General features: G+C 44.9%; 21 protein-coding genes, 1 tRNA gene and 3 riboswitches. Of the genes, 15 read left to right on the plus strand and 7 right to left on the minus strand.

What is annotated here, in order from left to right:
- Positions 1 to 5: 5 nt before the first annotated feature.
- Positions 6 to 1,511: a PTS mannitol transporter subunit IIBC gene (locus KFV11_RS02040; protein ID WP_149459827.1), complete on the minus strand. Its 1,506-nt coding sequence runs from the start codon at positions 1,509 to 1,511 to the stop codon at positions 6 to 8.
- A gap of 256 nt (positions 1,512 to 1,767) precedes the next feature.
- Here KFV11_RS02040 and KFV11_RS02045 point away from each other — a divergent pair, with 256 nt between their 5' ends.
- Both KFV11_RS02045 and KFV11_RS02050 read left to right on the plus strand, forming a co-directional pair.
- Positions 1,768 to 2,067 (plus strand): DUF3784 domain-containing protein, encoded by a 300-nt coding sequence (locus tag KFV11_RS02045; protein WP_254250209.1) that lies wholly within the window; start codon positions 1,768 to 1,770, stop codon positions 2,065 to 2,067.
- Between the two features lie 109 nt (positions 2,068 to 2,176).
- Complete coding sequence (locus KFV11_RS02050; protein ID WP_254250210.1) at positions 2,177 to 2,668, plus strand: hypothetical protein; 492 nt, start codon at positions 2,177 to 2,179, stop codon at positions 2,666 to 2,668.
- 76 nt (positions 2,669 to 2,744) lie between these two features.
- Here the strand turns inward: KFV11_RS02050 and KFV11_RS02055 are convergent, their stop codons facing one another.
- Complete coding sequence (locus KFV11_RS02055; protein WP_254250211.1) at positions 2,745 to 4,805, minus strand: RecQ family ATP-dependent DNA helicase; 2,061 nt, start codon at positions 4,803 to 4,805, stop codon at positions 2,745 to 2,747.
- A gap of 525 nt (positions 4,806 to 5,330) precedes the next feature.
- On the opposite strand from KFV11_RS02055, the gene KFV11_RS02060 reads away from it, so the two are divergent.
- From KFV11_RS02060 to KFV11_RS02090, 8 genes are all read left to right on the plus strand, one after another.
- A complete protein-coding gene (locus tag KFV11_RS02060) occupies positions 5,331 to 7,187 on the plus strand; it encodes a KAP family P-loop NTPase fold protein (RefSeq protein WP_254250212.1) in 1,857 nt (618 codons plus the stop codon).
- A gap of 266 nt (positions 7,188 to 7,453) precedes the next feature.
- Positions 7,454 to 8,641 carry a formamidase gene (gene fmdA / locus KFV11_RS02065; RefSeq protein ID WP_254250213.1) on the plus strand — a complete coding sequence of 396 codons (1,188 nt, stop codon included), beginning with the start codon at positions 7,454 to 7,456 and terminating at the stop codon, positions 8,639 to 8,641.
- The gene (locus tag KFV11_RS11740; RefSeq protein ID WP_367305177.1) at positions 8,641 to 8,910 is read left to right on the plus strand and encodes a zinc ribbon domain-containing protein; all 270 of its coding nucleotides are present in this window, start codon (positions 8,641 to 8,643) and stop codon (positions 8,908 to 8,910) included. Before fmdA ends, KFV11_RS11740 begins: the two co-directional genes overlap by 1 nt.
- A gap of 143 nt (positions 8,911 to 9,053) precedes the next feature.
- A complete protein-coding gene (locus KFV11_RS02070; protein ID WP_254250214.1) occupies positions 9,054 to 10,097 on the plus strand; it encodes a DUF6933 domain-containing protein in 1,044 nt (347 codons plus the stop codon).
- A gap of 377 nt (positions 10,098 to 10,474) precedes the next feature.
- Positions 10,475 to 12,277 carry a glutamine--fructose-6-phosphate transaminase (isomerizing) gene (glmS, locus tag KFV11_RS02075; protein WP_254250215.1) on the plus strand — a complete coding sequence of 601 codons (1,803 nt, stop codon included), beginning with the start codon at positions 10,475 to 10,477 and terminating at the stop codon, positions 12,275 to 12,277.
- A gap of 111 nt (positions 12,278 to 12,388) precedes the next feature.
- A riboswitch (TPP riboswitch) is annotated at positions 12,389 to 12,487 on the plus strand.
- 60 nt (positions 12,488 to 12,547) lie between these two features.
- A complete protein-coding gene (locus KFV11_RS02080) occupies positions 12,548 to 13,132 on the plus strand; it encodes an ECF transporter S component (RefSeq protein ID WP_254250216.1) in 585 nt (194 codons plus the stop codon).
- On the plus strand, positions 13,119 to 14,519 hold the full coding sequence (locus tag KFV11_RS02085; RefSeq protein ID WP_254250217.1) for an ABC transporter ATP-binding protein: 1,401 nt from the start codon (positions 13,119 to 13,121) through the stop codon (positions 14,517 to 14,519). Before KFV11_RS02080 ends, KFV11_RS02085 begins: the two co-directional genes overlap by 14 nt.
- Positions 14,512 to 15,309: an energy-coupling factor transporter transmembrane component T family protein gene (locus KFV11_RS02090; RefSeq protein ID WP_254250218.1), complete on the plus strand. Its 798-nt coding sequence runs from the start codon at positions 14,512 to 14,514 to the stop codon at positions 15,307 to 15,309. Before KFV11_RS02085 ends, KFV11_RS02090 begins: the two co-directional genes overlap by 8 nt.
- A 68-nt stretch (positions 15,310 to 15,377) precedes the next feature.
- Here KFV11_RS02090 and KFV11_RS02095 read toward each other — a convergent pair whose 3' ends face one another.
- From KFV11_RS02095 to KFV11_RS02115, 5 genes are read right to left on the minus strand one after another with little or no spacing between them, the layout of a single operon-like run.
- Positions 15,378 to 16,358 (minus strand): ThiF family adenylyltransferase, encoded by a 981-nt coding sequence (locus tag KFV11_RS02095; RefSeq protein ID WP_254250219.1) that lies wholly within the window; start codon positions 16,356 to 16,358, stop codon positions 15,378 to 15,380.
- Positions 16,355 to 17,122, minus strand: a complete 768-nt coding sequence (locus KFV11_RS02100; protein WP_149459808.1) for a thiazole synthase — start codon at positions 17,120 to 17,122, stop codon at positions 16,355 to 16,357. Before KFV11_RS02100 ends, KFV11_RS02095 begins: the two co-directional genes overlap by 4 nt.
- Positions 17,123 to 17,124: 2 nt before the next feature.
- On the minus strand, positions 17,125 to 17,322 hold the full coding sequence (thiS, locus tag KFV11_RS02105) for a sulfur carrier protein ThiS (protein WP_254250220.1): 198 nt from the start codon (positions 17,320 to 17,322) through the stop codon (positions 17,125 to 17,127).
- Positions 17,300 to 18,394 (minus strand): NAD(P)/FAD-dependent oxidoreductase, encoded by a 1,095-nt coding sequence (locus KFV11_RS02110; protein WP_367305186.1) that lies wholly within the window; start codon positions 18,392 to 18,394, stop codon positions 17,300 to 17,302. The genes thiS and KFV11_RS02110 overlap by 23 nt, the downstream gene beginning before the upstream one ends.
- On the minus strand, positions 18,376 to 18,975 hold the full coding sequence (locus KFV11_RS02115; protein WP_170234614.1) for a thiamine phosphate synthase: 600 nt from the start codon (positions 18,973 to 18,975) through the stop codon (positions 18,376 to 18,378). Before KFV11_RS02115 ends, KFV11_RS02110 begins: the two co-directional genes overlap by 19 nt.
- A 52-nt stretch (positions 18,976 to 19,027) precedes the next feature.
- Positions 19,028 to 19,130, minus strand: a riboswitch (TPP riboswitch).
- Positions 19,131 to 19,296: 166 nt separating this feature from the next.
- On the opposite strand from KFV11_RS02115, the gene KFV11_RS02120 reads away from it, so the two are divergent.
- The 5 genes from KFV11_RS02120 (at position 19,297) to mmuM (ending at position 23,660) form a co-directional block, all read left to right on the plus strand.
- The gene (locus tag KFV11_RS02120; RefSeq protein WP_254250221.1) at positions 19,297 to 20,169 is read left to right on the plus strand and encodes an MBL fold metallo-hydrolase; all 873 of its coding nucleotides are present in this window, start codon (positions 19,297 to 19,299) and stop codon (positions 20,167 to 20,169) included.
- A gap of 286 nt (positions 20,170 to 20,455) precedes the next feature.
- Positions 20,456 to 20,527, plus strand: a tRNA-Val gene (locus KFV11_RS02125).
- A 162-nt stretch (positions 20,528 to 20,689) separates the two neighbouring features.
- Positions 20,690 to 21,037 carry a hypothetical protein gene (locus KFV11_RS02130; protein ID WP_254250222.1) on the plus strand — a complete coding sequence of 116 codons (348 nt, stop codon included), beginning with the start codon at positions 20,690 to 20,692 and terminating at the stop codon, positions 21,035 to 21,037.
- A gap of 250 nt (positions 21,038 to 21,287) precedes the next feature.
- A riboswitch (SAM riboswitch) is annotated at positions 21,288 to 21,386 on the plus strand.
- Positions 21,387 to 21,442: 56 nt separating this feature from the next.
- Positions 21,443 to 22,786 (plus strand): amino acid permease, encoded by a 1,344-nt coding sequence (locus KFV11_RS02135; RefSeq protein ID WP_254250223.1) that lies wholly within the window; start codon positions 21,443 to 21,445, stop codon positions 22,784 to 22,786.
- On the plus strand, positions 22,770 to 23,660 hold the full coding sequence (mmuM, locus tag KFV11_RS02140) for a homocysteine S-methyltransferase (protein WP_254250224.1): 891 nt from the start codon (positions 22,770 to 22,772) through the stop codon (positions 23,658 to 23,660). The genes KFV11_RS02135 and mmuM overlap by 17 nt, the downstream gene beginning before the upstream one ends.
- Positions 23,661 to 23,980: the final 320 nt, after the last annotated feature.

Raw genomic sequence — 23,980 nt, forward strand, 5'->3', positions numbered from 1 at the left:
TCTAATTATTGGTCTTTTTTTAAGTTAGCAATCAGTTCATCATAACGCGGTGAATTTAAGAAGTTATCCACTGAAATATGGATTGCATCCGGCACCTGCTTAATCGCGCGGTCAGTCAGAACTTTCTGTGTGATGACAAGCTGAGCATCTTTAGGTAACTGATTGATCGCTGAGTTAGTGACTTCAGCATTGATGCCTGCTTTCTTGAATTTATTGCGCAGCATACCCGCACCCATCGCGCTTGAACCCATCCCTGCATCACAAGCGAAGATGACTTTGCTGACGTTTGAGTAATCGTGCGCGCCTACATTCTCTGTATCGTATTGATTCAATAAATTCGGCTCAGTTGTTTCGTCTTTATCGACTTCGACCACTTTCACGCGGTCAGAAGTTGCAGCACCAGTCAATGCGCCTGCTACTGAAGATTTTTTACCTTTCGTTGCTTCCATTTTTGCTGTTGCTGCTGCTAAATCTTCTTCGCCTTTATCTTTAGAGAATTTAAGAATTAATGAACCGACGATGAATGATACAAGCGCTGCGCCGAGGACACCAGCAAACATTGTTAATAAATCACCTTTAGGCGTTACTGCCATATACGCAAGTATTGAACCTGGAGCAGCAGGTGATTTCAAACCGAAATCTGTTGCAGAGAAAATGGCAACACCAGTCATACCACCTGCGATCGCTGCGATAATCATCGCAGGTTTCATCAGTACATAAGGGAAGTAGATTTCGTGAATACCACCGATAAAGTGGATCAATGCCGCACCTGGTGCAGTCGCACGTGCAGACCCTCTACCGAAAATCATGTAAGCGAGTAAAATACCAAGACCTGGTCCCGGGTTAGATTCTAATGTATAAAGAATAGATTTTCCAACTTCAGCAGCCTGGTCAGTCGCAAGCGGCGTTAACACACCGTGGTTAATTGCGTTATTTAAGAATAATACTTTTGCTGGTTCAATCAGAATTGAAGTTAAAGGAAGGATATGAAGGGCAACAAGGAATTTTACGCCTTTACCAAGTGCCCACATAATCCAGCCGACAATTGGAGCTAATAGATAATATGAAACAATCATCATACCTAATGCTAAAAATCCAGCTGAGAAGTTATTGATTAACATCTCAAAACCAGTACGAATTCTTGGTTGGACAACTTTATCGAACTGTTTCATTAACCATGCTGTTAATGGTCCGATAATCATTGCACCTAGTAACATATGCTGGTCAAAAGCAGCGATAATACCCATTGTTGCTGCTGCACCGACAACACCACCGCGGACATCATGAATGAGTTTACCACCCATGAATGCGATTAAGATTGGAATAAGATAGTGAATAGTTGGGTCGACGATTTTAGCTAAATCTTTATTCGGCCACCAGCCATCTGGAATAAATAGAGCAGTGAGGAATCCCCATGCAATGAATACTGCAATGTTCGGCATAACCATACTGCTTAAAAAAGAACCGAAAGCCTGAACTTTGCGTTGAAGGCCACTTTTCTGTTCTGCCATATGTTTCTCTCCTTTGAAATTATATTTTTATGCTATCTTCATGTTAATCCCACATTGACTCTTACACAACACATACTAAACTTAACTTTGTCACGTACATTGATGACAAGTTGCTGCATGATACTGCCGGAACTCGTAATTGCTAGGTAAACTTTGTAAATCGTCTGATGGAAAATAAATACACAAATATGGAAAATAAGATAAAATTAAAGAGGATAGTCTAAAGAACGGAGGGAACTACATGCCGCTTATAGTAATGATCATCATATTACTCTTTCTTATACCGCTTGCTGTTATGTTTTCAATGGGGAAAGGTGCGATGCTGATCGCCGGCTACAATACGATGAGTAAAGACCAGCAGAACCAGTATGACGAGAAGAAATTATGCCAGGGTATGGGCAAGTTTTTGTTTGTTGTCAGTGCAGAAATCATTGCACTCTATTTAGTCATCAACTTCGGACGGGAGTGGGGAGCATATGTTCTGTTTGCAGTCATTTTTATAAGTACGATTGGATTCAATAGTTACATGTTCAGAACAAGAGCTTATAAGAAGTAGGAGGAAGTTTTTACAATTATATAATGAATGTTCTATTAATTGCACGATGGACCTACAATATATATATTGTCGGATAGCTATAAATTCAACCTAGTTATAAGGAGATATCATGATGCTGAAATTACCGGATATAACTGACACACAGATCATCGAACAGATGATAGAAGGAACATTCAATTATAACGGAATCCAATATGGATCTACTTACAGAGAAGTGCTTGAGCAACTAGGCAGATGTCCTGCTAAAGAGTCTTCTGATTATCCGACGTCATTTAGCTACGACTATGGTGATCAGGATCATTCAGTCACCTTATCGTTTTCTGGAAAAGAGCAGTGGAAGAAGAAAGACTTCATACTATTGTCATTCGACTACAATCATCTAGACGAGACGATGGATGTTAACACAAAGGCGATACGCAAGTTATGGGGCAAGCCGGAGAAAACATGGAAAGATCAAACCGACTGGGATGATGAAGGAGAGTTTAAGACATATCGATACCGTTATGGCTATACTTATATGTATTTCAATAAAGATAAGAAACTGTTTGCGATGTCGTACTATGATAAAAAGCTGATGAAAAAGTGGAGTGAGGATTGGTGAAGTGATAGGAGAATATAATAAATCATTGTTCAATATCAAGGAAAAACCAGGAGGCTGTGATGACAGTCTCCTGGTTTTAGTCGTTGCCGATATTAAGAAGTGTAAATGGATAGATTTCATTCGCGCCGTTTTCAAGAAGCAAACTTGCTGCGACGGTCATCGTCCAGCGTGAGTCGATAAAATCATCAATTAAGAGGACGTTCTTGCCACTAACCGCTGCTATATCAGCTGTTTTCACTTTCTCTCTTGCGTTTTGTTCCTGCATCATAGCATTGTGCATCTCACGCTGCGGACTGCCGAGTGCAGCTTGCAGTGCTTCGATATAGGCGATATGATACTCGTTCGCAATAAACTGGGCGAGTTCTGAGACGAGGTGCGGCTTTCTGTCACTTGGCACCGCCGCGATCGCATCAATACCATGCTCAGCAATATGCTCACTTAAAAACTGGCTGATAGTGATCATTGTCTTGTCAGAGAACTGGCCGTTATCCCGTTCCAGCATGAAGCGTCTGCCGATTGGTGAATAGGCATCGACTGTATACGACCAGCCTTCTTCATATGGATGGTCAATCTTCTTATTATTCGACCATCTTTTTCGCGGCTTGATGACACCGTGCAGCTGGTTCTTGTAGTCGCGTGCCGCTACGAGATACGGATTATCATCTGCCATTACGATGAACTGGCGACCCCGGCAATGGACGCATATACCGCACGTCTCCTTAGCATCAGGTGCGTCCAGCTCGTCTGCAATAAACTTCATATAGCAGCCGTCGTATTCAATGAAGTCCTTTAATCTTGCGAGCTCAGCAAGTCGTGTCTTATTGAGCTGCTGCTGGACCTCGGCATTTCGCACAGCATCGAAGTGCTGGTTGCGATTCAGGTGATAAGTGGTCTTATCCATATAGATATAGTTATGGACATAGAGGTATTTTAAGACAGACGACAGCTTCGTAACATTCAGATTGAAGTGCTGCAGAATCTCATTACGTTTCATTCCTTTGTCATTGTCATGCAGAAGGTTCAGAATCTGTGACAACAGCTCCGGATCCTTATTTGCACCTTCAATAAATGACTTGATGATTTCCTCGTCTTCATCACCATGCAGGAGCACTGCGAGACTAGGAGAACCATCGCGCCCGGCACGTCCAATCTGCTGATAGTAGGCAATCAGGTTCTGCGGCAGCTGGAAATGAATGACGAAACCGATATCCGATTTGTCATAACCCATACCGAGCTTTACAGTGGAGACAATCACACGTGTCTCACCGCTATGAAAAGCACTTAGAATTTCCTCGGAAATATCTTCGCCAGACTCTCCTTGTACACCTGAATAATAGGCCGCTGCAGAAATACCGTGCTGAACTAGAAATTCAGCGACAGACTCACATTCCTTCTTCGTCAGGCAGTAGATGATCCCCTGCTGCTGGCTCAGGAAAGGGTGACGGGTCAGAGCATCAGTGATAAACGCCAGCCGCTCAACCTTGCTCTGCGACGGATTGACCTGAATAGAAATATTGTCACGAATCAAATCACCGCGGAAAACATTTAAGTCGCCCAGTTGATCCTTGATATCCTGAATCACTCGGTCATTGGCCGTCGCGGTTGTACCAAGGATGGCGATGTGGTCTGGAAACGACTGCAGCAGATAGACGATGCGCTGATAATCCGGACGGAAGTCATGACCCCAGTCAGAAATGGAATGTGCCTCATCCACCACGACCATCTGAATATCAGACACAGCAGACAGCCGCTCGATAAAGTCCGGACTCGATAACTTCTCAGGCGAGACAATGATTGCATCAACGTCATTAAGACGCTCATAAATCGTATCCCAGTCCTCACGATTCTGACTGTTGATGGTCACAACATCAAGATCGAGTTTAGACGCTGCCTCGATCTGATTATGCATCAGAGCGAGAAGCGGACTGATAATAATTGTCGGCCCGGCACCACGCTCGCGCAGAATCTTCGTCGCAATAAAATAGACAATTGACTTACCCCAGCCCGTCTTCTGAATCACCAGCGTCTTCTGCTTATTCACAACCGCCGTAATCGCCTCAAGCTGACCCTCGCGGAACTGACTCGACTCACTATAAGTCTCTTTTAAAATCTGAACTGCACGTTCTTGAATATCCATGATGCGCCCACCTTTCTGTAATGAGTTTATTGTATCTCTAGATATGAGTGGTGTGACACATCTATTTGCAGAGATACCGTATAATTTTTTTCTATCAGCTTGGCTTTAGACAAATTACTTTCAATATGACTTAACAGAATATGGACTTTCAGATAATGAGCAAGATCATCCTGCACATTTGTGAAATTATGGGTCACAATTGTTTGATGGAAAAGATATTAGAAATCTTTATTGTGGTTAATGGACTTAATAATTCGTATTATCTTCTTCTCATTTTTCCATATAAACCCTCATAATAAAATATTTACAAAGTAATTATACTATTTTAATAACTTAGAAGTATAATGTTTATGTAAACAATAAATTATATTGACAATTTTACTTATTAGGAGATTAAGTGTGATAAGAAGAGAAAAGCAAATTTAAAAGGTCAAAGTGGTGTGAAAGCAAAATTTATTCTAAATTTATTTGTAAGACTTAAAAGAGAAATACTGTGAATTAAGTTTGTAAAAAGGGGAGAGTTTGATGAAAACAAGAAGAGAATATGGTTTGGGAACAAATGATACTCCAATAAGTGAAAGTAAGCATGATAAATTTGAAATCATACCATATGTTGAAGCATTGGGCGAATTTATTGAGTATTGTGAGACACCTATCACTATCGCATTACAAGGTGGTTGGGGAACAGGGAAGACATCATTTATAAACTTTATAGATAATTATCTTAGAGAAAACAACCGAGATAAGATAATTACATTTAAATTTAATACGTGGCAATATTCACAATTTAATTTAGAGCATCATATAGGCATTTCCTTTCTGAAGTATCTTATAAATGAAATTGGAGTACAAGAAAATGAAAAAGAAAGAGGAAGAATTAATAAAATTTTAAATGGACTATCGAAAGCAGTGAGTGGTGGAACTATCACTTTAGGTCCACTAGGATATACATTTCCAATAGGTAAAGATGCAGAAACTCAAGAAGATGGAAATGAGTTAACAACTTTAGACATTGCACAAATGATAAGTGTGTTGAGGAAAACTATGCAAGAAGTTGTTAATAATAGACTTTCTAGATTAGGTAAAGACGGGAGAATAGTCATCTTTATCGATGACTTAGATCGTTTATCACCAGAAATTGCAGTTAAATTATTAGAAGTGATTAAACTATTTGTTGATGTAGAAGGTTGCGTATTTGTTTTAGCGGTTGATAACAAAGTGATAGAACAAGGTGTTAAACATATAAAAAATACTTCGAATGAGAAAACTAAAAGTTTTATGGAAAAAATGATTCAAGTACCTTTTAAAATTCCAGTTGAAGTTTATAAATATGAATCATTGCTTAAAGAAAAAATAGATTTATTTAAAGATAATACGGATAACTATATCAAACCTTTGTTAGAAATAATTAAGTTTTCAGTTGGTAGCAATCCTAGAGCGATTAAAAGACTTATAAATTATTACTCATTAAATATGCGAGTGATGGCATTAGATCAAACGTTAATGAACGATAAAAAATATCAAGCTCTAATGCTTTCTGTTATTTGTATGCAATTATCTAGTCAGCCTCTATATATTTTACTTATTAAGTATAAACACGATGAAGAGAAAATATTAGAACTCATAACTCAGACAACGGAAGAAGATATATCTTTCGATAATCAGTTACATGAAGAATTAGAACATTTTAATTACGGTACTGTATATGATGAAGAGATTGAGTATAATCTTAAAAAATACGAAAGGTTTTTACAGCTAACACACGACCTTCTTAATTCACTCTATTTTAATGACGAGTCAGGGAAGTTAGGAATAAGTGAAAATGAGGAACTGTCTACTGATCATTTGACTGATTTCATTAATATTCTTGGCTATAGTGAAACGACAAGTTCTGGAGAGAAGACTGATACAATAGAGAATGTAAGAACGTTTGGTGATGAAGAAGAAATTAGTCTTCAAGATTTCTATAAAGAGAGATATAAATATAAGATTCAGAGAAAATCGATTTCTTTAAAACAGATTGATGGAAGTCTTAAGGAAAATATGGAACCGAAGTATGCTTTCAGCGTAGTGATAAATGATTTATTAAGAGATATAAACAATCAAGAAATCTATTTAGAACGTTTATCAAATCCTCAATTTTTAATAGAGAATAACGTGCCGGAAAGCGTTGCTAAAGAAGCGAAGATAATAGAAAAGGATGATACTAAATATCCTAAGTGTGCAACAATATATATACCTGAAAAAAATAAGAAACTGAAACTCGGTTATCACTATAATGCTGAAGCGGGATTGGATGCAATATATAGAATATTGTATGCTGTAACTGAAAATGAATATGATTATAATAGATTGAAGTTTAAAGTTAGGTCGATAAAATAATAGTCAATAATAAAGATGATTATTGCTAAGCTGATGTGAATTAATTATGACGATTTCTTAGTCTTCAGCATCAGTTTCACCAGAAGATTGATATTATGCGTCTTTGTCAGTTATAGTGGCATGTCAAAGTGAAAATAGATTATCGGAGACTTTGAGACAAGATTAATTTCTTGTCTTTTTTTATTTTTTAACTCCATAAAAATTGTAATTTTCAGAAAATATTACTATACTAAAAGTGTAATATTAGTTTAATAGGAGGGACTCAAATGGCGAAAAAAATCTTCGAAATCGATTTAACTAAAAAGATGCACGAACAGAAATATCCAGGACATAATAGATGGCATCCTGATATTCCGGCTGCTTTTTCTGTTGAACCTGGGGAAAGTTTCAAAATGGAATGTTTAGACTGGACGGATGGTCAGATCAGCAATAATGATGATCCAACAGATATTAAGAACGTTAATTTAAATCGTGTTCATGTTCTGAGTGGTCCGGTTCATGTTAATGGTGTTGAACCTGGTGATTTGTTAGTGGTTGATATTTTAGATATTGGTACTTTCAGTGCGCATGAGTGGGGGTTTAATGGTATTTTTGCTAAGGAAAATGGCGGTAGTTTCTTAGTGGATCATTATCCAAATGCAGCGAAGTCAATTTGGGATTTTGAAGGTATTTATGCGACGAGTCGTCATGTCCCGAATGTTAAATTTGCAGGTATTATTCACCCTGGCTTAATTGGTGTTGCACCGAGTCAGGAAATGCTGGATGAGTGGAATAGACGTGAGAAGGCATTAGTTGATACGAATCCGAATCGAGTCCCGGCATTAGCGAATTTACCAGACCCTGATTCTTGTGTACTGGGTACGTTGAAAGGCGCAGAGTTTGATCGTGTGGCTAAAGAAGGTGCACGTACTGTACCACCACGTGAGAACGGTGGTAACTGTGATATTAAGAACTTATCGAAAGGTTCCAGAATTTACTTTCCTGTATTTGTTGATGGTGCTAAGCTATCTGTTGGGGATTTACATTTCTCTCAAGGTGACGGTGAGATTACGTTCTGTGGCGGTATTGAAATGCCCGGCTGGATTGAGCTTAAAGTGAATGTCATTAAAGGTGGCATGGACAAGTACAAGATTAAGAGAAATCCGGCCTTCCAACCAGGGCCAGTGATGCCGCATTATAATGAGTACTTAGTATTTGAAGGGATTTCAGTCAATGAATTCTCTGGTGATCAAACGTATTTAGATGCCAATACGGCATACAGAAATGCATGTCTCAATGCGATTGAATTCTTGAAATCATGCGGTTACACAGGTGAGCAGGCTTATATGTTACTCGGATCTGCACCCGTTCAAGGTAACGTTGCGGGCATTGTTGATGTTCCAAATGCATGTTGTACCGTCTCTTTACCGAAAGAAATCTTCTTAAATAACATTATTCCGAAGCTTGATGAATAATGCCTAAATATACATTTGTTTGCCAACGTTGCGGAGAATATGACATATGGAAATCAATGAACAGTAACCTGCAGGAAGATACCTGCCCTGAATGCAGTGAAGTGACAAACCGGATCTATAAAAGTTTTAGAACGAATCAAATGGATTCAAAGTTATACAATAGAATCAATTCAGGCATGACACCGAAATTGGTTAAACGCGAAAACCTGCCAAAGAGTAATGTCAAACAACTCAATCGTAATAGAAATCCTATGCCATGGACGTTATAGGAATTAAAAGCTTGCACTTTCACAGTGTAAGTTTTTTTATCAGTATGGCGTATTTTTTTATAAATAATGTATCTTCCATCTTAAATGGCTAACTTGATTGTATAACTTACCCCTGTAAATTCACGCTAGAAACGAGGAATTCCATGATTATCAATCCTACTAAGAAGACCTTGCCGCTATTTAGTCAGTTAACGCCGAGCACGAGTAGGCTAACAGCGGAAAGTGCAGCGGCTGCTAATCCGCTGTATTCATGGCATGCGACTTATATCAACGTCAACCGTAAGAAAGTGCTTGTTCTCGTCAATGACCTGACGTATACCCCGGTGATTATTACGGACGTTAAGGCGCAGGATAGAAAACAACTGGATGTGCTCATTGAACAGGGGATTAGGCAGCAGTTCAATGCCGTGCTGCATGACCCTGAAAAGATTGAACAGTATTTAACCAATGCGGGAACGATAGAAGTGAATACAGCGCATAATCGTGCGGTCATCAGTGCGGTTAATCAGTATGTCAAGCTGCTGTCCTACCAGCATATTGATTTAACGGAACGGTTCCCTCAGTCATTGATGGACAAGCTCAGCGACTATCCGTTTCTGAAGCCGGAATATCGTACGGGTAAGTCAGCACTGCAGCAAGCGTTCAAAGCGCATATTGAGTTGAAACCTGTCGTGCCGCTCGAACAGCAGAAGATGACACGATACAAAGTGGTGCGTACGTGGCAGCCGTTCTCTCACTGGGATGACTATACAGCAAACGGAGGTTGGTTTGAGGGCTATGAGGCAATTGTTGAACAGGTTCAAGCTAATAATCAGAAGCTGCTCGAGTCATTCCGCCATTATTTGATCAATCACGATAAAATGGCAGAGCAGACAGCATCAGAACACGTGGAAAATATCGTCTTTTTCGTCGATGTCTACTTGCTGAATTATGGCATCAGAACGCCCGTGACCGATATGCGTGACCCGTATGATTTCCTGGATGACTTCCTCGTTCGGAAGGCGCTATGGGTGGGAAGTAAGGAAGTCAGACAGTTCGGCACATCGCTGAGACGCTTCTATACCTTCTTGTTCGCAGCGCGGGAAATCATGAAATATGAACGTGATTTTGCCAAAGAAGGTATCAGTTATGGTGTCGAAGAAGCGCTGCAGCGGCTAGAGCACATGGCAGATGATTATTGGGACTGAGATAGTAATAAGTCGAAAAATTCCAAAGCCCGGAGATCTCCGGGCTTTTTTCTATATGAGAAAATAAGGTATGCAAGTTGCAGCGAATCATATGCTCCACCCTTGTTTGAATTATGAAAAAATAGTACAATTAATAAAGTTTAGCAGAACAGGAGGATTAAAGGAGTAATAAGGGATACAGCGCCAGAACAGTGAACACTGTTGACGAGGAGAATGGTCATCGAACTTTCGGCGGATGCCATTCCGGATATGCTTATTCGACAGCTGAACGTTAAACCTGCCAGGTGACTGGTCGTACAAAGACGTCAGCAGAAGCAACTACGCTAAACTAACGAGCGACACTATAAAAATATACGAATTAATCGGAGGAAATGAATATGTGCGGTATCGTTGGATATATTGGAACTGAAGACGCAAAGGAAATTCTATTAAAAGGGCTTGAGAAACTCGAGTACCGCGGTTATGATTCTGCGGGTATCGCAGTGCGTAACGGCGAAGATGTCCGTGTGTACAAAGAAAAAGGACGTATCGCTGAACTGCGTAAAGTCGTTGATTCATCATTTGAGACATCAACAGGTATCGGTCATACACGCTGGGCGACGCACGGCGTACCTAACCATACAAACTCTCACCCGCACCAATCGGAATCAGAGCGTTTCACTTTAGTTCATAACGGCGTGATCGAGAACTACGAACAGCTGAAAAAAGAATACTTATCAGATGTGACATTCAAGTCAGACACTGATACAGAGATTATTGTTCAATTAGTGGAGTACTTCTCTAAGCAAGGTCAGACTACAGAAGAAGCATTTACTGCTGTGCTTAAATTGCTGCATGGTTCATATGCACTCGGGTTACTTGACAAAGAAAATCCGGACGTCATCTATGTCGCTAAAAACAAATCACCGTTACTCGTCGGTTTAGGTGAAGGCTTCAACGTCATCGCATCAGACGCGATGGCAATGCTGCAAGTGACTGACACTTATGTTGAGCTTGTAGACGGTGAAATTGTCTTAGTCTCAAAAGACAGCGTGACGATTAAAGACCTTGACGGTAACGTGATTGAACGTGCGCCTTACAAAGCCGAGATCGATGCATCTGATATCGAAAAAGGCACTTATGCACACTATATGTTAAAAGAAATTCACGAACAGCCGGGCGTGATGCGTAAAATCATCCAGGAATATCAGGATGACAACGGTGAATTAAAAGTAGATGCTGATATCATTCAGGCAGTGCGTAAAGCTGACCGCGTCTATATTATTGCATGCGGTACATCTTACAATGCCGGTCTTGTCGGCAAAGAATACCTTGAGAAATGGGCAGGCGTTCCGACAGAAGTGCATGTAGCGAGCGAATTCGTCTACAACATGCCGTTATTGTCAGAGCAACCATTGTTCATCTTCATCTCACAGTCAGGTGAAACAGCGGACAGCCGTGCCGTGCTCGTCGCGATCAAAGAATTAGGTCACACAGCGCTGACAATCACCAACGTGCCGGGCTCTACATTATCTCGTGAAGCTTCTTATACATTGATTCTGCATGCCGGCCCTGAGATTGCTGTGGCGTCAACAAAAGCTTACACAGCTCAGATTGCCGTACTTGCGATTCTGTCTCAAGTTGTTGCTAAAGATGCAGGCATTACAACAGACATCGACTTATTACCTGAACTTGCAAAAGTGACTGCAGCGATCACGACTGTTGTCGACGATGCACCACGCATGGAAGAGATCGCGCGTGACTTCTTAGCGACGACTCGTAACGCATTCTTCATCGGCCGTACAATGGACTACTATGTCGGCGTCGAAGGATCATTGAAACTGAAAGAAATTTCTTACATCCAGGCAGAAGGATTTGCCGGCGGAGAACTGAAGCACGGAACAATCGCGCTGATAGAAGAAGGCACACCTGTCATCGCGCTTGCGACGCAGGAAGCGGTCAACTTATCTATCCGCGGTAACGTCAAAGAAGTGGTGGCACGCGGGGCGAACCCATGTATCATCACGATGAGCGGCCTTGAGCAGGACGGTGACACTTATGTCCTGCCGGCTGTTCATGAAATGCTGGCACCACTTGTCTCTGTTGTGACGACGCAATTAATTGCGTACTACGCAGCGCTGCACAGAGACTGCGATGTTGATAAACCGCGTAACTTAGCGAAATCTGTCACAGTCGAATAATCATGAACCTCGCTCACTGTATGAGCGGGGTTTTATTGCCGGGCACTTGACAGAAAGCAAGGTTGACAAGCCATTCTTTTACAGTTACAGTGAGATTAACAAATAAATAACGAAAAGCACTAGGGGTGTTATTAACTGAGACGAGCGCAGCTCGAACCCTTCGAACCTGATCTAGTTGATGCTAGCGTAGGAAAGTGCATGCTTATATAAGTATGTCTTTTTGGCGCCATCTTCTGTTGAAGGTGGTGTTTTTTTGTGGAGGAGACTAACATGGCACGAGCAAAAAAAGGTTTAACACTGTCAGACATCTTGGTGACAGTACTCATTTCAGTGATTTTTGCAGTCATTTACAACTTATGGTGGGGGTTTTACGAAGCATTGAAGCCGCTTGGTCTTCATATTGAGCAGCTGTCATACGGCATGTGGTTCATTGCAGCGGTCGTCGCTTATTTAATTATTCCGAAGATGGGGATTGCATTGTTAGCTGAGTTTGCTGCAGGCGCCGGTGAAACAATCGCGATGGGTAAGTTCGATATTCCGACGTTTGTCTTTGCGTTACTGCAAGGTCTCGCGTGTGAAATTGTTTTTGCTGTCTTCCGCTATAAGTCGCGCCATGTCATGGTTGCTGTGCTTGCCGGATTAGCGGCAGCCATTATCAGTCTGCCGATTGATTACTTCTACGGCTATATGTCAGACGTTGCCGGCTGGAACGTACTGCTCTTCGTCATCTTCCGGTTGATCAGTGGGATTGTGCTTGCAGGTATTGTCCCTTATCTCCTCGTCAAGGCACTGGATGAGACCGGAGTGACCAAGTTATTCAGACCGGCGTCAAAAGAAGACTATGACGCCCTGTAAGTTATCGGTCCATAACTTGCGGTTGAAATATCCGGGCGGTGAACGCAAAATATTCGACGGCTTATCGCTCGATATTAAGGCCAAGGAAAAAGTGTTGATTCTCGGCCAGTCAGGCAGCGGCAAGAGCACACTGCTGAACGTGCTGAGTGGTGTCGTGCCTGAGCTGATTGAACTGCCGATGAAATACGACAGGCTCGCCATCGATGCTTCGCCGGCAATCATCTTCCAGGATCCGGACAGCCAGTTCTGTATGCCGAAAGTATATGAGGAACTCGCGTTTATACTTGAGAATCAGCAGGTGGCTGGAGCGGCGATGGACAGCCGCATCGAACAGGCGCTGCAGACTGTCGGTCTGAATGTTGACAAGCATCAGTCAATCAATCAGCTGAGCGGCGGCATGAAGCAGAAACTCGCTATCGCCGGCACGCTGCTGCAAGGTGCAGATACATTATTTCTCGATGAGCCGACTGCGATGCTTGATGCACAATCGACTGCAGCGTTATGGCAGCAGATCATCACATTATGGGAGGATCAGACCGTAGTCATTGTTGAACATAAGGTCGAACATATTTGGCAGCACGTAGACCGTATCCTCCTCATGGACCAGAACGGTGCAATAATAGAGGACAGCACACCGGATGATATTTCAGCGCGCTGTACATCGCTGCTTGATGACTTCGGCGTATGGCATCCTGGTGCATGGAGTCACGCGCCGGAACCGTACGATTATAGCAGCGGTGCCGCACTATTTGAATTTGACGGCGCCGTGAAACGCAGGCGGAACACTCTTTATACCGCTTCACTCGATATTGCTTCGGGTGAGTGGATTACCATCACCGGTAAGAACGGCGCAGGGAAGACGACACTGCTTGAATCCATCATGCAGCTGATTCCTTATGACGGTGCAATGTATTACCTGGGAAATCGTCTGAAGAAATTAAGGACAGCGGCGCAGTATTTCTATCTTGTCTATCAGAACCCGGAGCTGCAGTTCATTAAGAACCGTGTTTATGACGAACTGTATGTGAACTTCTATCATCAGAATCAGCAGACCGCGCATGACGAGACAGCAGCTATGCTCGAACTGCTCGGGCTGTTTCACCTGAAAGACCATCATCCTTATGAGTTGTCGATGGGTCAGAAGCGAAGGTTAAGCGTAGCGACGGCATTGAGTACACCGGCTGCGATTATTCTACTCGATGAACCGACTTTCGGCCTCGACAGCAGCAGCACGTTTGAACTGATCAAACTGTTCCAGCAGCGTATAAAGAGCGGTCAGACGATTGTCATGGTGACTCATGACCGGCAGTTGATTGAGCGCTATGCATCAAGGCAGCTCGTTGTATCAGACGGGCAGCTGAAGGAAGCAGGTGGCAGCGATGTTTGAACAATGGAAGCAGCATAAGAACTTCATGGACCGTGCGAACTTTATTACGAAGATGACACTTGGAGTGATGCTGTTTTTCTTCGTGATCTTTGTCCACCGCTTTGACTTGATGCTCTATATTGCGCTGCTTATGCTCATCTATTTATTCATGGTGAGCGGGACGAAGTTTAAAGTTGTACTGACGTTTACAGCGATCTCCGCATCCTTCAGCCTGCTGTCTTCACTGTTTATGATCTTCTACGGCAATGGGACGCATCCGCTGTTTGACTGGGGGATCATCCATATTACGACTGAGAGTTTGTTCCGCGGGCTGCATTTGTCGTTACGGACCATCGCTGTCTCAGCTTTCGGACTGAGCATCGCCTTTACGACAGAAGTTGTCATGATTTTCTACAGCTTAATGCAGCATTTACGCGTCAAACCTAAGTACGCCTATGCCTTTATGGCTTCTATCCGTATGCTCCCGCTCGTGATCGACTCGCTGTTCCAGCTGCGGAATGCACTAAGAATGCGCTATCAGATGATAGATGCGGCGCATTACAGAGGCATCAACCGACTGCATCATCTGCTCATTCCGCTGCTCAGCCAGAACATCCGGAAAGCGCACCGGCTCGCAGTCGCGATGGAGAAAAAAGGCTTCCATGACGGACCGAGAACGTACTATTATAAGACGCGCTTCGGCTATGAGGATATACTGCTTGTCCTACTGGTTATCGGTATCATCGCACTCAGCCATGTACTCGCAGGCGTGCTGCCGCTGACCGGTATAGCAGATGTAAGATCAATATAAAATGAGTTAATCATCAAATAGAGAGAAGCCGGGATATTTATCTCGGCTTCTCTCTTGCATACATACGTTTATCTATATAACAGCTGACGGACAGTTGTCTCAGCGCTGCTCGTGTTGTCAGCGCCGGTCAGGATGACGCGCCCGTCATGAAACAGGCTCAGCTGATAATCGTCATCTTGATAATATTTGAAGAACGGAGACGTTCGCTGGAAGCTGAGCCCGCTGTCAGTAAACAGCTCTACAGGCACTCTGACAAGGAATTTGCCGCCGCACAGCTTAGTGACTGCTGCAGGTGGTGCTGCAAGCGCGCCGTATTGATGGTGGACACAAATCGGGCAGTCCGCGTCAGCAAAGGCCGCAGCGTTTGTCTGCTGGAATTTCATCACAGCGGTATTGAAGGTCAGCAGCTGGTTGGAGAAGCGGCCTTCTGCCATATAATTCATCACTTCAGCACACTGCATCGCTGCCGTCATATGTGCGACAGGCGGCAATATACCTGCGATTGAGCAGTCTTCTCCTGTCTCCGGGATAGTAGACAACAGACATGACAGACAAGGACCTGTGAAATCGATGCCTACCACAGTGCCTTTTGTGCCGAGGCATGCCCCGTAAATCCACGGAATATGATGACGGTGGCATGCCTGGTTAATCAGAAAGCGGGTGCTGAACTGATCGGTGCCGTCAATCATCATCACAGGATGATACATACTGATTAAGCGTTCAATATTCAGTGAAGTGATTTCCTCGGCAACAGCTGTCACAGTAATCTCACTGTTAATTCTCAGTAAATGGTGTTTCAGTGCTTCTGCTTTCAAGGCACCGCTTGATGCATCATGTTCGTCATAGCAGCTCTGGCGGTGCAGATTCGAACACTCTACAATATCCATATCACATAGCACAAGATGGCCGGCTCCAGCCCGCGCCAGCTGCTCAGCGGCTGCACTGCCGAGCGCTCCAAGTCCGGTGATCATAATGACTGCCTGTGATAAGGCCGACTGACCGCGTGTTCCGAATGCACCGCACTTCATCTGCCGGTCGTAGCGGCTCATAGAAACTGCAGACCTTCTACTGGGCTCGATGGACTTGCGACATATTGTTTTGGAATACGTCCGGCTTCAAAGCTTAACCGTCCGGCGATTACGCCGTGCTTCATCGCCTCGGCCATTTTGACGGGGTCATCCGCACTTGAGACCGCTGTGTTCAGCAGCACGGCATCCGCACCGAGTTCCATCGCATAAGCCGCATCTTTCGCTGAACCGATACCTGCATCAACAATGACAGGGATGTTCACTGACTCAACAATATAGCGAATATTCAGCGGGTCATTAATACCGAGCCCGGTACCGATAGGCGCACCGAGCGGCATGACGGCATGAACGCCGAGCTTCTCCAGCTTCTCTGCAAGAACAACGTCGCAGTTAATATAAGGGCATACCGTATAGCCCTGCTCAAGGAGTCTGCCGCATGCTTCGTAAGTTTCAATACTGTCAGGCAGCAGTGTGCGGTCGTGACCGATGATTTCGACTTTAATCATATCGCACATACCGGCGTGCCGCGAAATGTCAGCGATTCTGATCGCTTCTGCTGCAGTCTTCGCACCGGCTGTATTCGGGAACTTAATATAACGGGACAGGTCGATATCTGCCAGCGGGTTAGGCAGCTGCCGGTCAAAGAGGTTCATCCGTCTGACAGCAAACGTCAGCGCCTCAGTGCCGCTCGCTTCAATTGCCTGCGACTGGACTGCTGCATTGTCAAACTTGCCAGTACCCAGTATTAAGCGTGAGTTAAATTCATAGTGTCCAATAGTAAACATTGTTATCCGCCTCCAACAAATTCTAATAGTTCTAACCGGTCTGCTGCCGCAAGTTCTGCTGTCAGCCATAGTTTTTGTGCGACAGGTACATCATTCAACAGTACAATCACACGGTCATCATCAACATTAAGCTCGTCAAGCAGCGCCCGGATTGTCGCTGCCGCTGTCGTGTATTGTTCACCGTTCACAGTGAGTGTCATAAACTGCCTCCTTAATCGTGAAATGTTCAAGCAATGGATGGCGTCTGCCTTGAATCAGCTCTGCCATATAGTGACCCGTCACTGCTGACAAAAGAATGCCGTTTCGGTAATGACCGCAGGCAGTGAATAAGCCGGGCAGACATTCATCCATATAAAGTGCCGGTGTATAAGGCCGGACGCCACTGTAATGCTTGACTACTGTGCCGTTACTTAAGACCGGGATCATCTCGCGGCTTGTCGTCAGCAGCCAGTCCTTTCCTGCTGCAGTCACTTTGTGCAAGCGGTCGCGGCAGCTCGTTGCGCCGACTAAGTAGTGCCCGCTGTGCTTCGGTACGATGTAACAGCCGTTCGTACCAAAGATCGTCTGCCTGATGGTTAAGTCCGGCTGATGAACTAAGCAGACTTCACCGCGCATACCGTCCACCGGGAGCTCGATGCCCAGCTGAGCGAGCAGGTCACCTGACCAGGCGCCTGCAGCGATGACGAGCTGCGGGGCGATATAGCTGTTGTTGTCGGCCACGACTGTATAACCATGTGACACCGACAGTACTTCACCATCAATCCAGGTGACGTGACTTAACGACTGCCGCAGCGCGGGAACATAGCAGGAGACGTCCAGCTGGCCGTCGTCTTTAATGAAGATGCCCGCTGAATTCTCCCTGGCTGACAGCTCTGGTATCAGCCGCTGTAATTCCTCGTGACCCAGCAGCTGGATGTCCGGGTCATGAGATTTGAGAAACTGATACTGCTGCTGCAGCTTGCCGCGGTCTGCATCGCTGCTCAAATACTTCAGTAAACCATGCTGCTGTAAATGGACAGCTATACCGGTCTCTTCTTCAAGCGCTGCAATAACGTCAGGCATCATGCGGCGGCCTTCCAGCGACAGTCGGTAAAGCGGAGTGTCACGGGAGAACTCGTTTTGCGCACCGAGCATGCCGCCTGCAGCATAAGAGGCGTTAAGCCCTGTTGTGTTGTGGTCAATAATAGCGATAGACATATCTTTCGGCAGCTGGCGGGCGATGGATAAGCCCGTTACTCCGGCACCGATGATAATTAAGTCATACGTTTTGATAACAGCACCTCCTTAATCGCCTGCAGCGTCGCATTATCCTGCTGGAACAACCGGATCCCTGCAATAGTGACAAAACCTGAAGGCAGCTGTGAGACGGTCTCTGTTGTGATGCCGCCTAACGCAATAAGCGGCAGCCCGGCAGCTAATGCCTGCGTTATTTCTTCATCTGTTCTGAGCTGCACTCCAGGTTTTGACGGCGTAGCAAACAGCGGACTGAAAATGCCGTAGTCAATCTGTGCTGCTTTCAATGCCGGACATTCCGCAGCGCTATGAACAGCCATGCTGACAGTGACGTCCGGCCGGGATTTCTTCATGTCAAAGCCTTTGGGATCGCCCGCCCGGAAGTGAATACGGGAGAGCTGATAGTGCTCGAGCAGGCGGCAGTTACTATGGATGATTAATTTGTCTTTATTGAACCCGCCGTCAAGGAGCAGCTGAATGAAATCAGCAAGCCGCTCCTCGTGCCACGGCAGACGAAGGATGACTCCTGAAATGACCGGTTCAATACGCAGCAGCTGGTCACGCAGCTGCGTCTCAAGCAGATTATCGGTAATCGCAATCATATATGCAGTCCTTTCCATAAAAAAATCCCCCAGCATAAGATGCTGAAGGATTGTATAGTCATATCAATACGATCAAATCATTATGCTTCCCTACGGTGGTTCTAACCACATCAGGTTCAAAGAGTCGGATAATATCCTCTCAGCTCAAACTTAGAGCGCCTCCAGCAATTATTCAGTTGTACTAACAGCCTAACACTAAACGAACAGTCTGGCAACGGTTGATCATCTGTCGGACGTCAGTGTCATGCACGAGTACATGACTGTTCTCTTTGTTCGGTGATTAACCGGCGGATATTTGGGAATAGTGAAAGAGCGATAACTGATAAGGGGGAAATTCAGATGAATCATAACATGCATTACGGTAAAGATTATAAAGCGATTCCTGTCACTTCATTATCAAGCGGGCGGACAAAAGAAGTGCTGCCTGACTTGTTCAGCCATACGACCCAGATTGCAAATGTCTATTTTGTCGGTCATCCAGAGTCCGGAGAATTTGTCATGATTGACGCGGGGATGCCGAACTGTGCGACGCAGATCAAGATGGCGGCGGAAGATATATACGGTGAAGGTGCTAAGCCGAAAGCGATTATTTTGACGCACGGTCATTTCGACCACGTCGGTTCCATCATTGAACTGGTCAATGACTGGAACGTCCCAGTCATTGCACATCGCCGTGAAATTCCGTTTTTGACCGGTCAGGAATATTATGAATCACCGGACCCGGGTGTCGGCGGCATGGCAGCGAGAATGTCGATGCTCTTCCCGAAACGCCCGATCAACCTGCAGCATCATGTCTATGCACTGCCGGCAGACGGCACAGTGCCTTATATGCCGGGCTTCCGCTGGGTTCATACACCAGGCCATACGCCGGGCCATGTCTCATTTTTCCGCGAGGCAGACCGCGTGCTGATTGCAGGCGATGCGTTTGTCAACGTCAAGCAGGAATCGCTGCGGAAAGTATTCCTGCAGACAGAAGAGCTGACAGGTCCGCCGCAGTACTTCACACCTGACTGGATAGCAGCAGGGGAATCAGTGAGACGGCTCGCTGCACTGAAACCAAGAGTCGCAGTGACCGGCCACGGCAAGGAGATCGTCGGTGAACAGCTTCAGCACCAGCTGGATTACCTGGCTGAGAACTTCAACTTGATGGCCGTTCCGACAGACGGCCGTTATGTCAGACGGATGAAGCGTCAGCAGGCAGCACAGGAGTAACTCCTGTGCTTTTTTACTGCGTGTGACAAACGGCCGGGTATTATGAAGATGCTCCTGTCAGTTGAACCGTATAAGAACGTGATTATCCTGAAGACACCGCAGCAGATTGAGCGGTTTGTGCAGAGGCTGGCTGATCAGTGACTGATAACCTTGTTACAACAACAGGGTTATTTTTTTGTGATAGTGACAAAATATATTATTAAAATCAGCTGCTGCATACAGTTATTTTGAAAGTGGTATTGGCTAAATCGCTGTGGGATGCTATAATTAAGAAAATCTTATATGTGCACCCTTAGTTCAGCGGGAGAATACTTGCTCGACAAGCAAGGGGTCGGCGGTTCGAATCCGTCAGGGTGCATTGTAAGCTCGCTTGTTACTGAACAAGCGAGTTTTTTGTTCAGTAACAATTATGTTTCTTAAGAAATACTCTGGCACTACTATAATTGTCTCTGCTATAATAAAGTGTCTCGTTGAGACGCCAGTCATCAAATGAAATAATGCTATGAATTAGGGGTAAAACATGAGTCATTTTAATTTTTTGTTAGCTTGTCAAAACCGTGACTTTGATGCACTTGAAGAGATGTCGTCTGAACGGATGGTGTTTCGTTTAGTCCGTCAAGACAGCACGGAACAGACTGGTTCACTGAAAGAAATGAAAGAAGTATTTGCTAATGCTTTTCAGGACTTATCATACTGGGATTTTGAAGTTGTCCACAAAGTGCAGCGAAATGATCATAACATTGTGATCATTGATTCTAGACGAGAGAATAGAGTAGATGGTACAGTGAGTCATTCACTATGGATCCTTACGTTCCAAATGCATGACGGGAAAGAAGAAATACAGAAAGTCCATATAGAATGGCTGTAAGGCATAAAAAAGACAGAGATCATCCTCCGTCTTTTTTTGGTGGAGCCGTTTAGAGAAATCTTTTGAGCAGTGCTTTAACGGCAAAAAACACAATCGCAATAATCAGTAAGTTGATCAGTAAACCAACCGGTGAAATAAATAATAGTGTCATAAGCGCCTCCTTATTGTCTTGACTCCATTATAACTAGGATTAGGAGTTTATGCCATTGACCTTTCATTCTTTCTCGTGTATGCTTATAAACAATTAAATAACTTATAAAGAGCAGACGGAGGGAATTGGCCCTATGAAGTCTCAGCAACCGGCTTATGCACGGTGCTAACTCCAACAGGTTCGCCTGGAATATGAGTGTATACTTTAGTACTCCTCTTTTTCAGAGGGGTATTTTTTTATGGGAGGAAATTGCAATGTCTAATGAGTTCAGAAGAGGTTTAGAGCAGCGGCACGTCATGATGCTCAGTTTCGGCGGGGTGATCGGCACGGGACTGTTCCTCAGCACCGGCTATACACTTCAGCAGGCAGGACCGATCGGCACGGTCATCAGTTACCTCGTCGGCGCACTGCTCGTCTATATTGTGATGAAGTGTCTCGGAGTACTGGCAGTCAAGCACCCGGATGTCGGCGGGTTTCATACATATGCAAACATTTATATCCATCCGTCTGTCGGTCACGTCGTCGCCTGGAGCTACTGGCTGTGCTGGACCATTGCAATCGGTTCCGAGGTCACGGCAGGCGGTATTCTGTTTCAGAAATGGTTCCCGGATTTTCCGGTCTGGCTGTTCAGTCTCATATTCATCGTCATCATTATCGCAGTCAACATGACGTCGAGCCGGATCTACGGCGAAGCGGAGTTCTGGCTGTCACTCATCAAAGTGCTTGCAATCATCGCTTTCATGCTGATCGGCCTGCTTATTCTGTTCAACGTGCTGCCGTCATCGCTCGAGCCTGTCACGGCAGGCGAGCAGTTATTCGATGTACCGAATGGTCTGTTCGGTATCTTTATCACGATGCTCGCTGTCAACTATGCGTTCAGCGGCACGGAGCTGATCGCGATTGCAGCAGGCGAGACGAAAAATCCTGAACATGTCATCCCGAAGACCATTCGTGCGACCGTCTGGCGGCTCGCCTTACTCTTCATCGGTACCATCGTCATCATGGTGCTGTTATTACCGACGGATCAAGCAAGTCTCCTGGAAAGCCCGTTTGTCTCGATTCTGGATAGCGTCGGCATCCCGTACGCAGGCGATATGATGAACTTCATCATCCTGACGGCACTCCTGTCCGCCGCGAACTCAGGACTTTATGCTGCGAGCAGAATGCTGTGGAGTCTGGCAGAACGGGACAACATCCTGCCGGTCGCAAAGAAACTGAGCAAGAACGGAATGCCGGTCAACGCCACAGTGATCAGCTTAGTAGGCGCGCTGTTGAGTCTGTTATCGAGCGTCATCGCACCGACGACTGTCTATCTTGTCCTCGTCTCAGTCGCAGGCTTTGCGGTGGTCGTCGTCTGGATGAGCATCTGCCTGTCACGCATCAATCAGCTTAAAACAACAGGCGTGGCAAACCGCTCATCATACATCTTACCGGTGACAGGCTTCACTTTATGCCTGATCTCATGTATCGGCGTGCTGTTCGATCCCAACCAGCGCCTTGCAACACTCATCGGCCTGCCGTTCTGCATCATCGTCGGCCTGATTCATTACTACGTCAAATACAGGAAAGGACATGAGATTCATGAAGCTGCAAGATAAACTGATGCAGGACATCACACTCCTCGACGGCGGCTTCGGCACGACCGTCGAACAGTTCGGCTATGACGTCAAGCACCCGCTCTGGTCATCGAACTTGATCAAGCATCAGCCGGAAGCGGTGTATCAAGTCCATAAGGCTTTTGTCGACAGCGGCGCAGACATCATCCTGACCAATACTTACCAGGCAGCCGTGCCGTCATTTCTGAACAGCGGACTGACAAGAGATGATGCAGTGTACTACCTGCAGCAAGCAGTGACACTTGCAAGACGTGCCGCGACAGACCAGACAATCGTCGCCGGCTCGCTCGGACCATACGGCGCCATGCTCGGCAACGGTGCAGAGTATACGGGTGATTACGAAGTGACAGCGGAAGACTATATTCATTATCATCAAGAACGGCTGGATATACTAATAGCAGCAGGCATCACGGTCTTTGCCTTTGAAACCATCCCGAATCTAGAGGAGATCAAGGCAATCAAGACGCTGCTGGCAGACTATACTGACATCGAATGCTGGCTGTCCATTACGCTGAAAGATAGCGCTCATCTGTCTGACGGAACAAAGCTTGAAGAAGCATGCAACGTCGTTAATACGATAAAGAACGTCTCTGTATTCGGCGTCAATTGTACGAGCGTCAAAGTCATCGATGCAGCGCTCGAAGGTCTTCTGAGAGACAGTAAGCATCCACTTATCCTCTATCCGAACGGCGGCAGAACATATGACGCAGAGAAGAAAATCTGGATTGATCAGGAAGATAGTTCGCTCGTGGAAGCGGCTGTCAGATGGAAGGAGCAGGGTGTGAAGATTATCGGGGGTTGCTGTCAGGTGGGACCGGAGGAGATAGGGGAGCTCAGTGATGTACTCAAGACCTGAATGTTTGGATAATACCTAAATACATAAGTAATTAATTCTGTTCTTCAAAAGCAATTATGGAGAACTGCACTATATACATATATAGAAATATTCAAAGTGAATTATAAACTGGAAGTAGAGAAGAAGAATAGTATCATTTTAATGAGAAAGAGAAGATTCTGATTATCGAACTAAACAATGGCTCCATCAACAAAAAAGATTTTGATGGCATCTTCAAAGCAGCGAGTATACCGGACCGGTTCAATGTCATCTCATACGATGAAGCAACTAACTTCGACCTTAGAGTACTGGAATACACCACAGCCTATTCAGACATCTTC

The sequence above is a fragment of the Macrococcus equipercicus genome (genome assembly GCF_024205945.1).
GTDB lineage: Bacteria > Bacillota > Bacilli > Staphylococcales > Staphylococcaceae > Macrococcus > Macrococcus equipercicus.

Bases quoted from the DNA above. Each gene is read 5' to 3' on its own strand.
- KFV11_RS02040 (WP_149459827.1), bottom strand. From the start codon at position 1,511: ATGGCAGAACAGAAAAGTGGCCTTCAACGCAAAGTTCAGGCTTTCGGT.
- KFV11_RS02045 (WP_254250209.1), top strand. From the start codon at position 1,768: ATGATCATCATATTACTCTTTCTTATACCGCTTGCTGTTATGTTTTCA.
- KFV11_RS02050 (WP_254250210.1), top strand. From the start codon at position 2,177: ATGATGCTGAAATTACCGGATATAACTGACACACAGATCATCGAACAG.
- KFV11_RS02055 (WP_254250211.1), bottom strand. From the start codon at position 4,805: ATGGATATTCAAGAACGTGCAGTTCAGATTTTAAAAGAGACTTATAGT.
- KFV11_RS02060 (WP_254250212.1), top strand. From the start codon at position 5,331: ATGAAAACAAGAAGAGAATATGGTTTGGGAACAAATGATACTCCAATA.
- fmdA (WP_254250213.1), top strand. From the start codon at position 7,454: ATGGCGAAAAAAATCTTCGAAATCGATTTAACTAAAAAGATGCACGAA.
- KFV11_RS11740 (WP_367305177.1), top strand. From the start codon at position 8,641: ATGCCTAAATATACATTTGTTTGCCAACGTTGCGGAGAATATGACATA.
- KFV11_RS02070 (WP_254250214.1), top strand. From the start codon at position 9,054: ATGATTATCAATCCTACTAAGAAGACCTTGCCGCTATTTAGTCAGTTA.
- glmS (WP_254250215.1), top strand. From the start codon at position 10,475: ATGTGCGGTATCGTTGGATATATTGGAACTGAAGACGCAAAGGAAATT.
- KFV11_RS02080 (WP_254250216.1), top strand. From the start codon at position 12,548: ATGGCACGAGCAAAAAAAGGTTTAACACTGTCAGACATCTTGGTGACA.
- KFV11_RS02085 (WP_254250217.1), top strand. From the start codon at position 13,119: ATGACGCCCTGTAAGTTATCGGTCCATAACTTGCGGTTGAAATATCCG.
- KFV11_RS02090 (WP_254250218.1), top strand. From the start codon at position 14,512: ATGTTTGAACAATGGAAGCAGCATAAGAACTTCATGGACCGTGCGAAC.
- KFV11_RS02095 (WP_254250219.1), bottom strand. From the start codon at position 16,358: ATGAGCCGCTACGACCGGCAGATGAAGTGCGGTGCATTCGGAACACGC.
- KFV11_RS02100 (WP_149459808.1), bottom strand. From the start codon at position 17,122: ATGTTTACTATTGGACACTATGAATTTAACTCACGCTTAATACTGGGT.
- thiS (WP_254250220.1), bottom strand. From the start codon at position 17,322: ATGACACTCACTGTGAACGGTGAACAATACACGACAGCGGCAGCGACA.
- KFV11_RS02115 (WP_170234614.1), bottom strand. From the start codon at position 18,975: ATGGAAAGGACTGCATATATGATTGCGATTACCGATAATCTGCTTGAG.
- KFV11_RS02120 (WP_254250221.1), top strand. From the start codon at position 19,297: ATGAATCATAACATGCATTACGGTAAAGATTATAAAGCGATTCCTGTC.
- KFV11_RS02130 (WP_254250222.1), top strand. From the start codon at position 20,690: ATGAGTCATTTTAATTTTTTGTTAGCTTGTCAAAACCGTGACTTTGAT.
- KFV11_RS02135 (WP_254250223.1), top strand. From the start codon at position 21,443: ATGTCTAATGAGTTCAGAAGAGGTTTAGAGCAGCGGCACGTCATGATG.
- mmuM (WP_254250224.1), top strand. From the start codon at position 22,770: ATGAAGCTGCAAGATAAACTGATGCAGGACATCACACTCCTCGACGGC.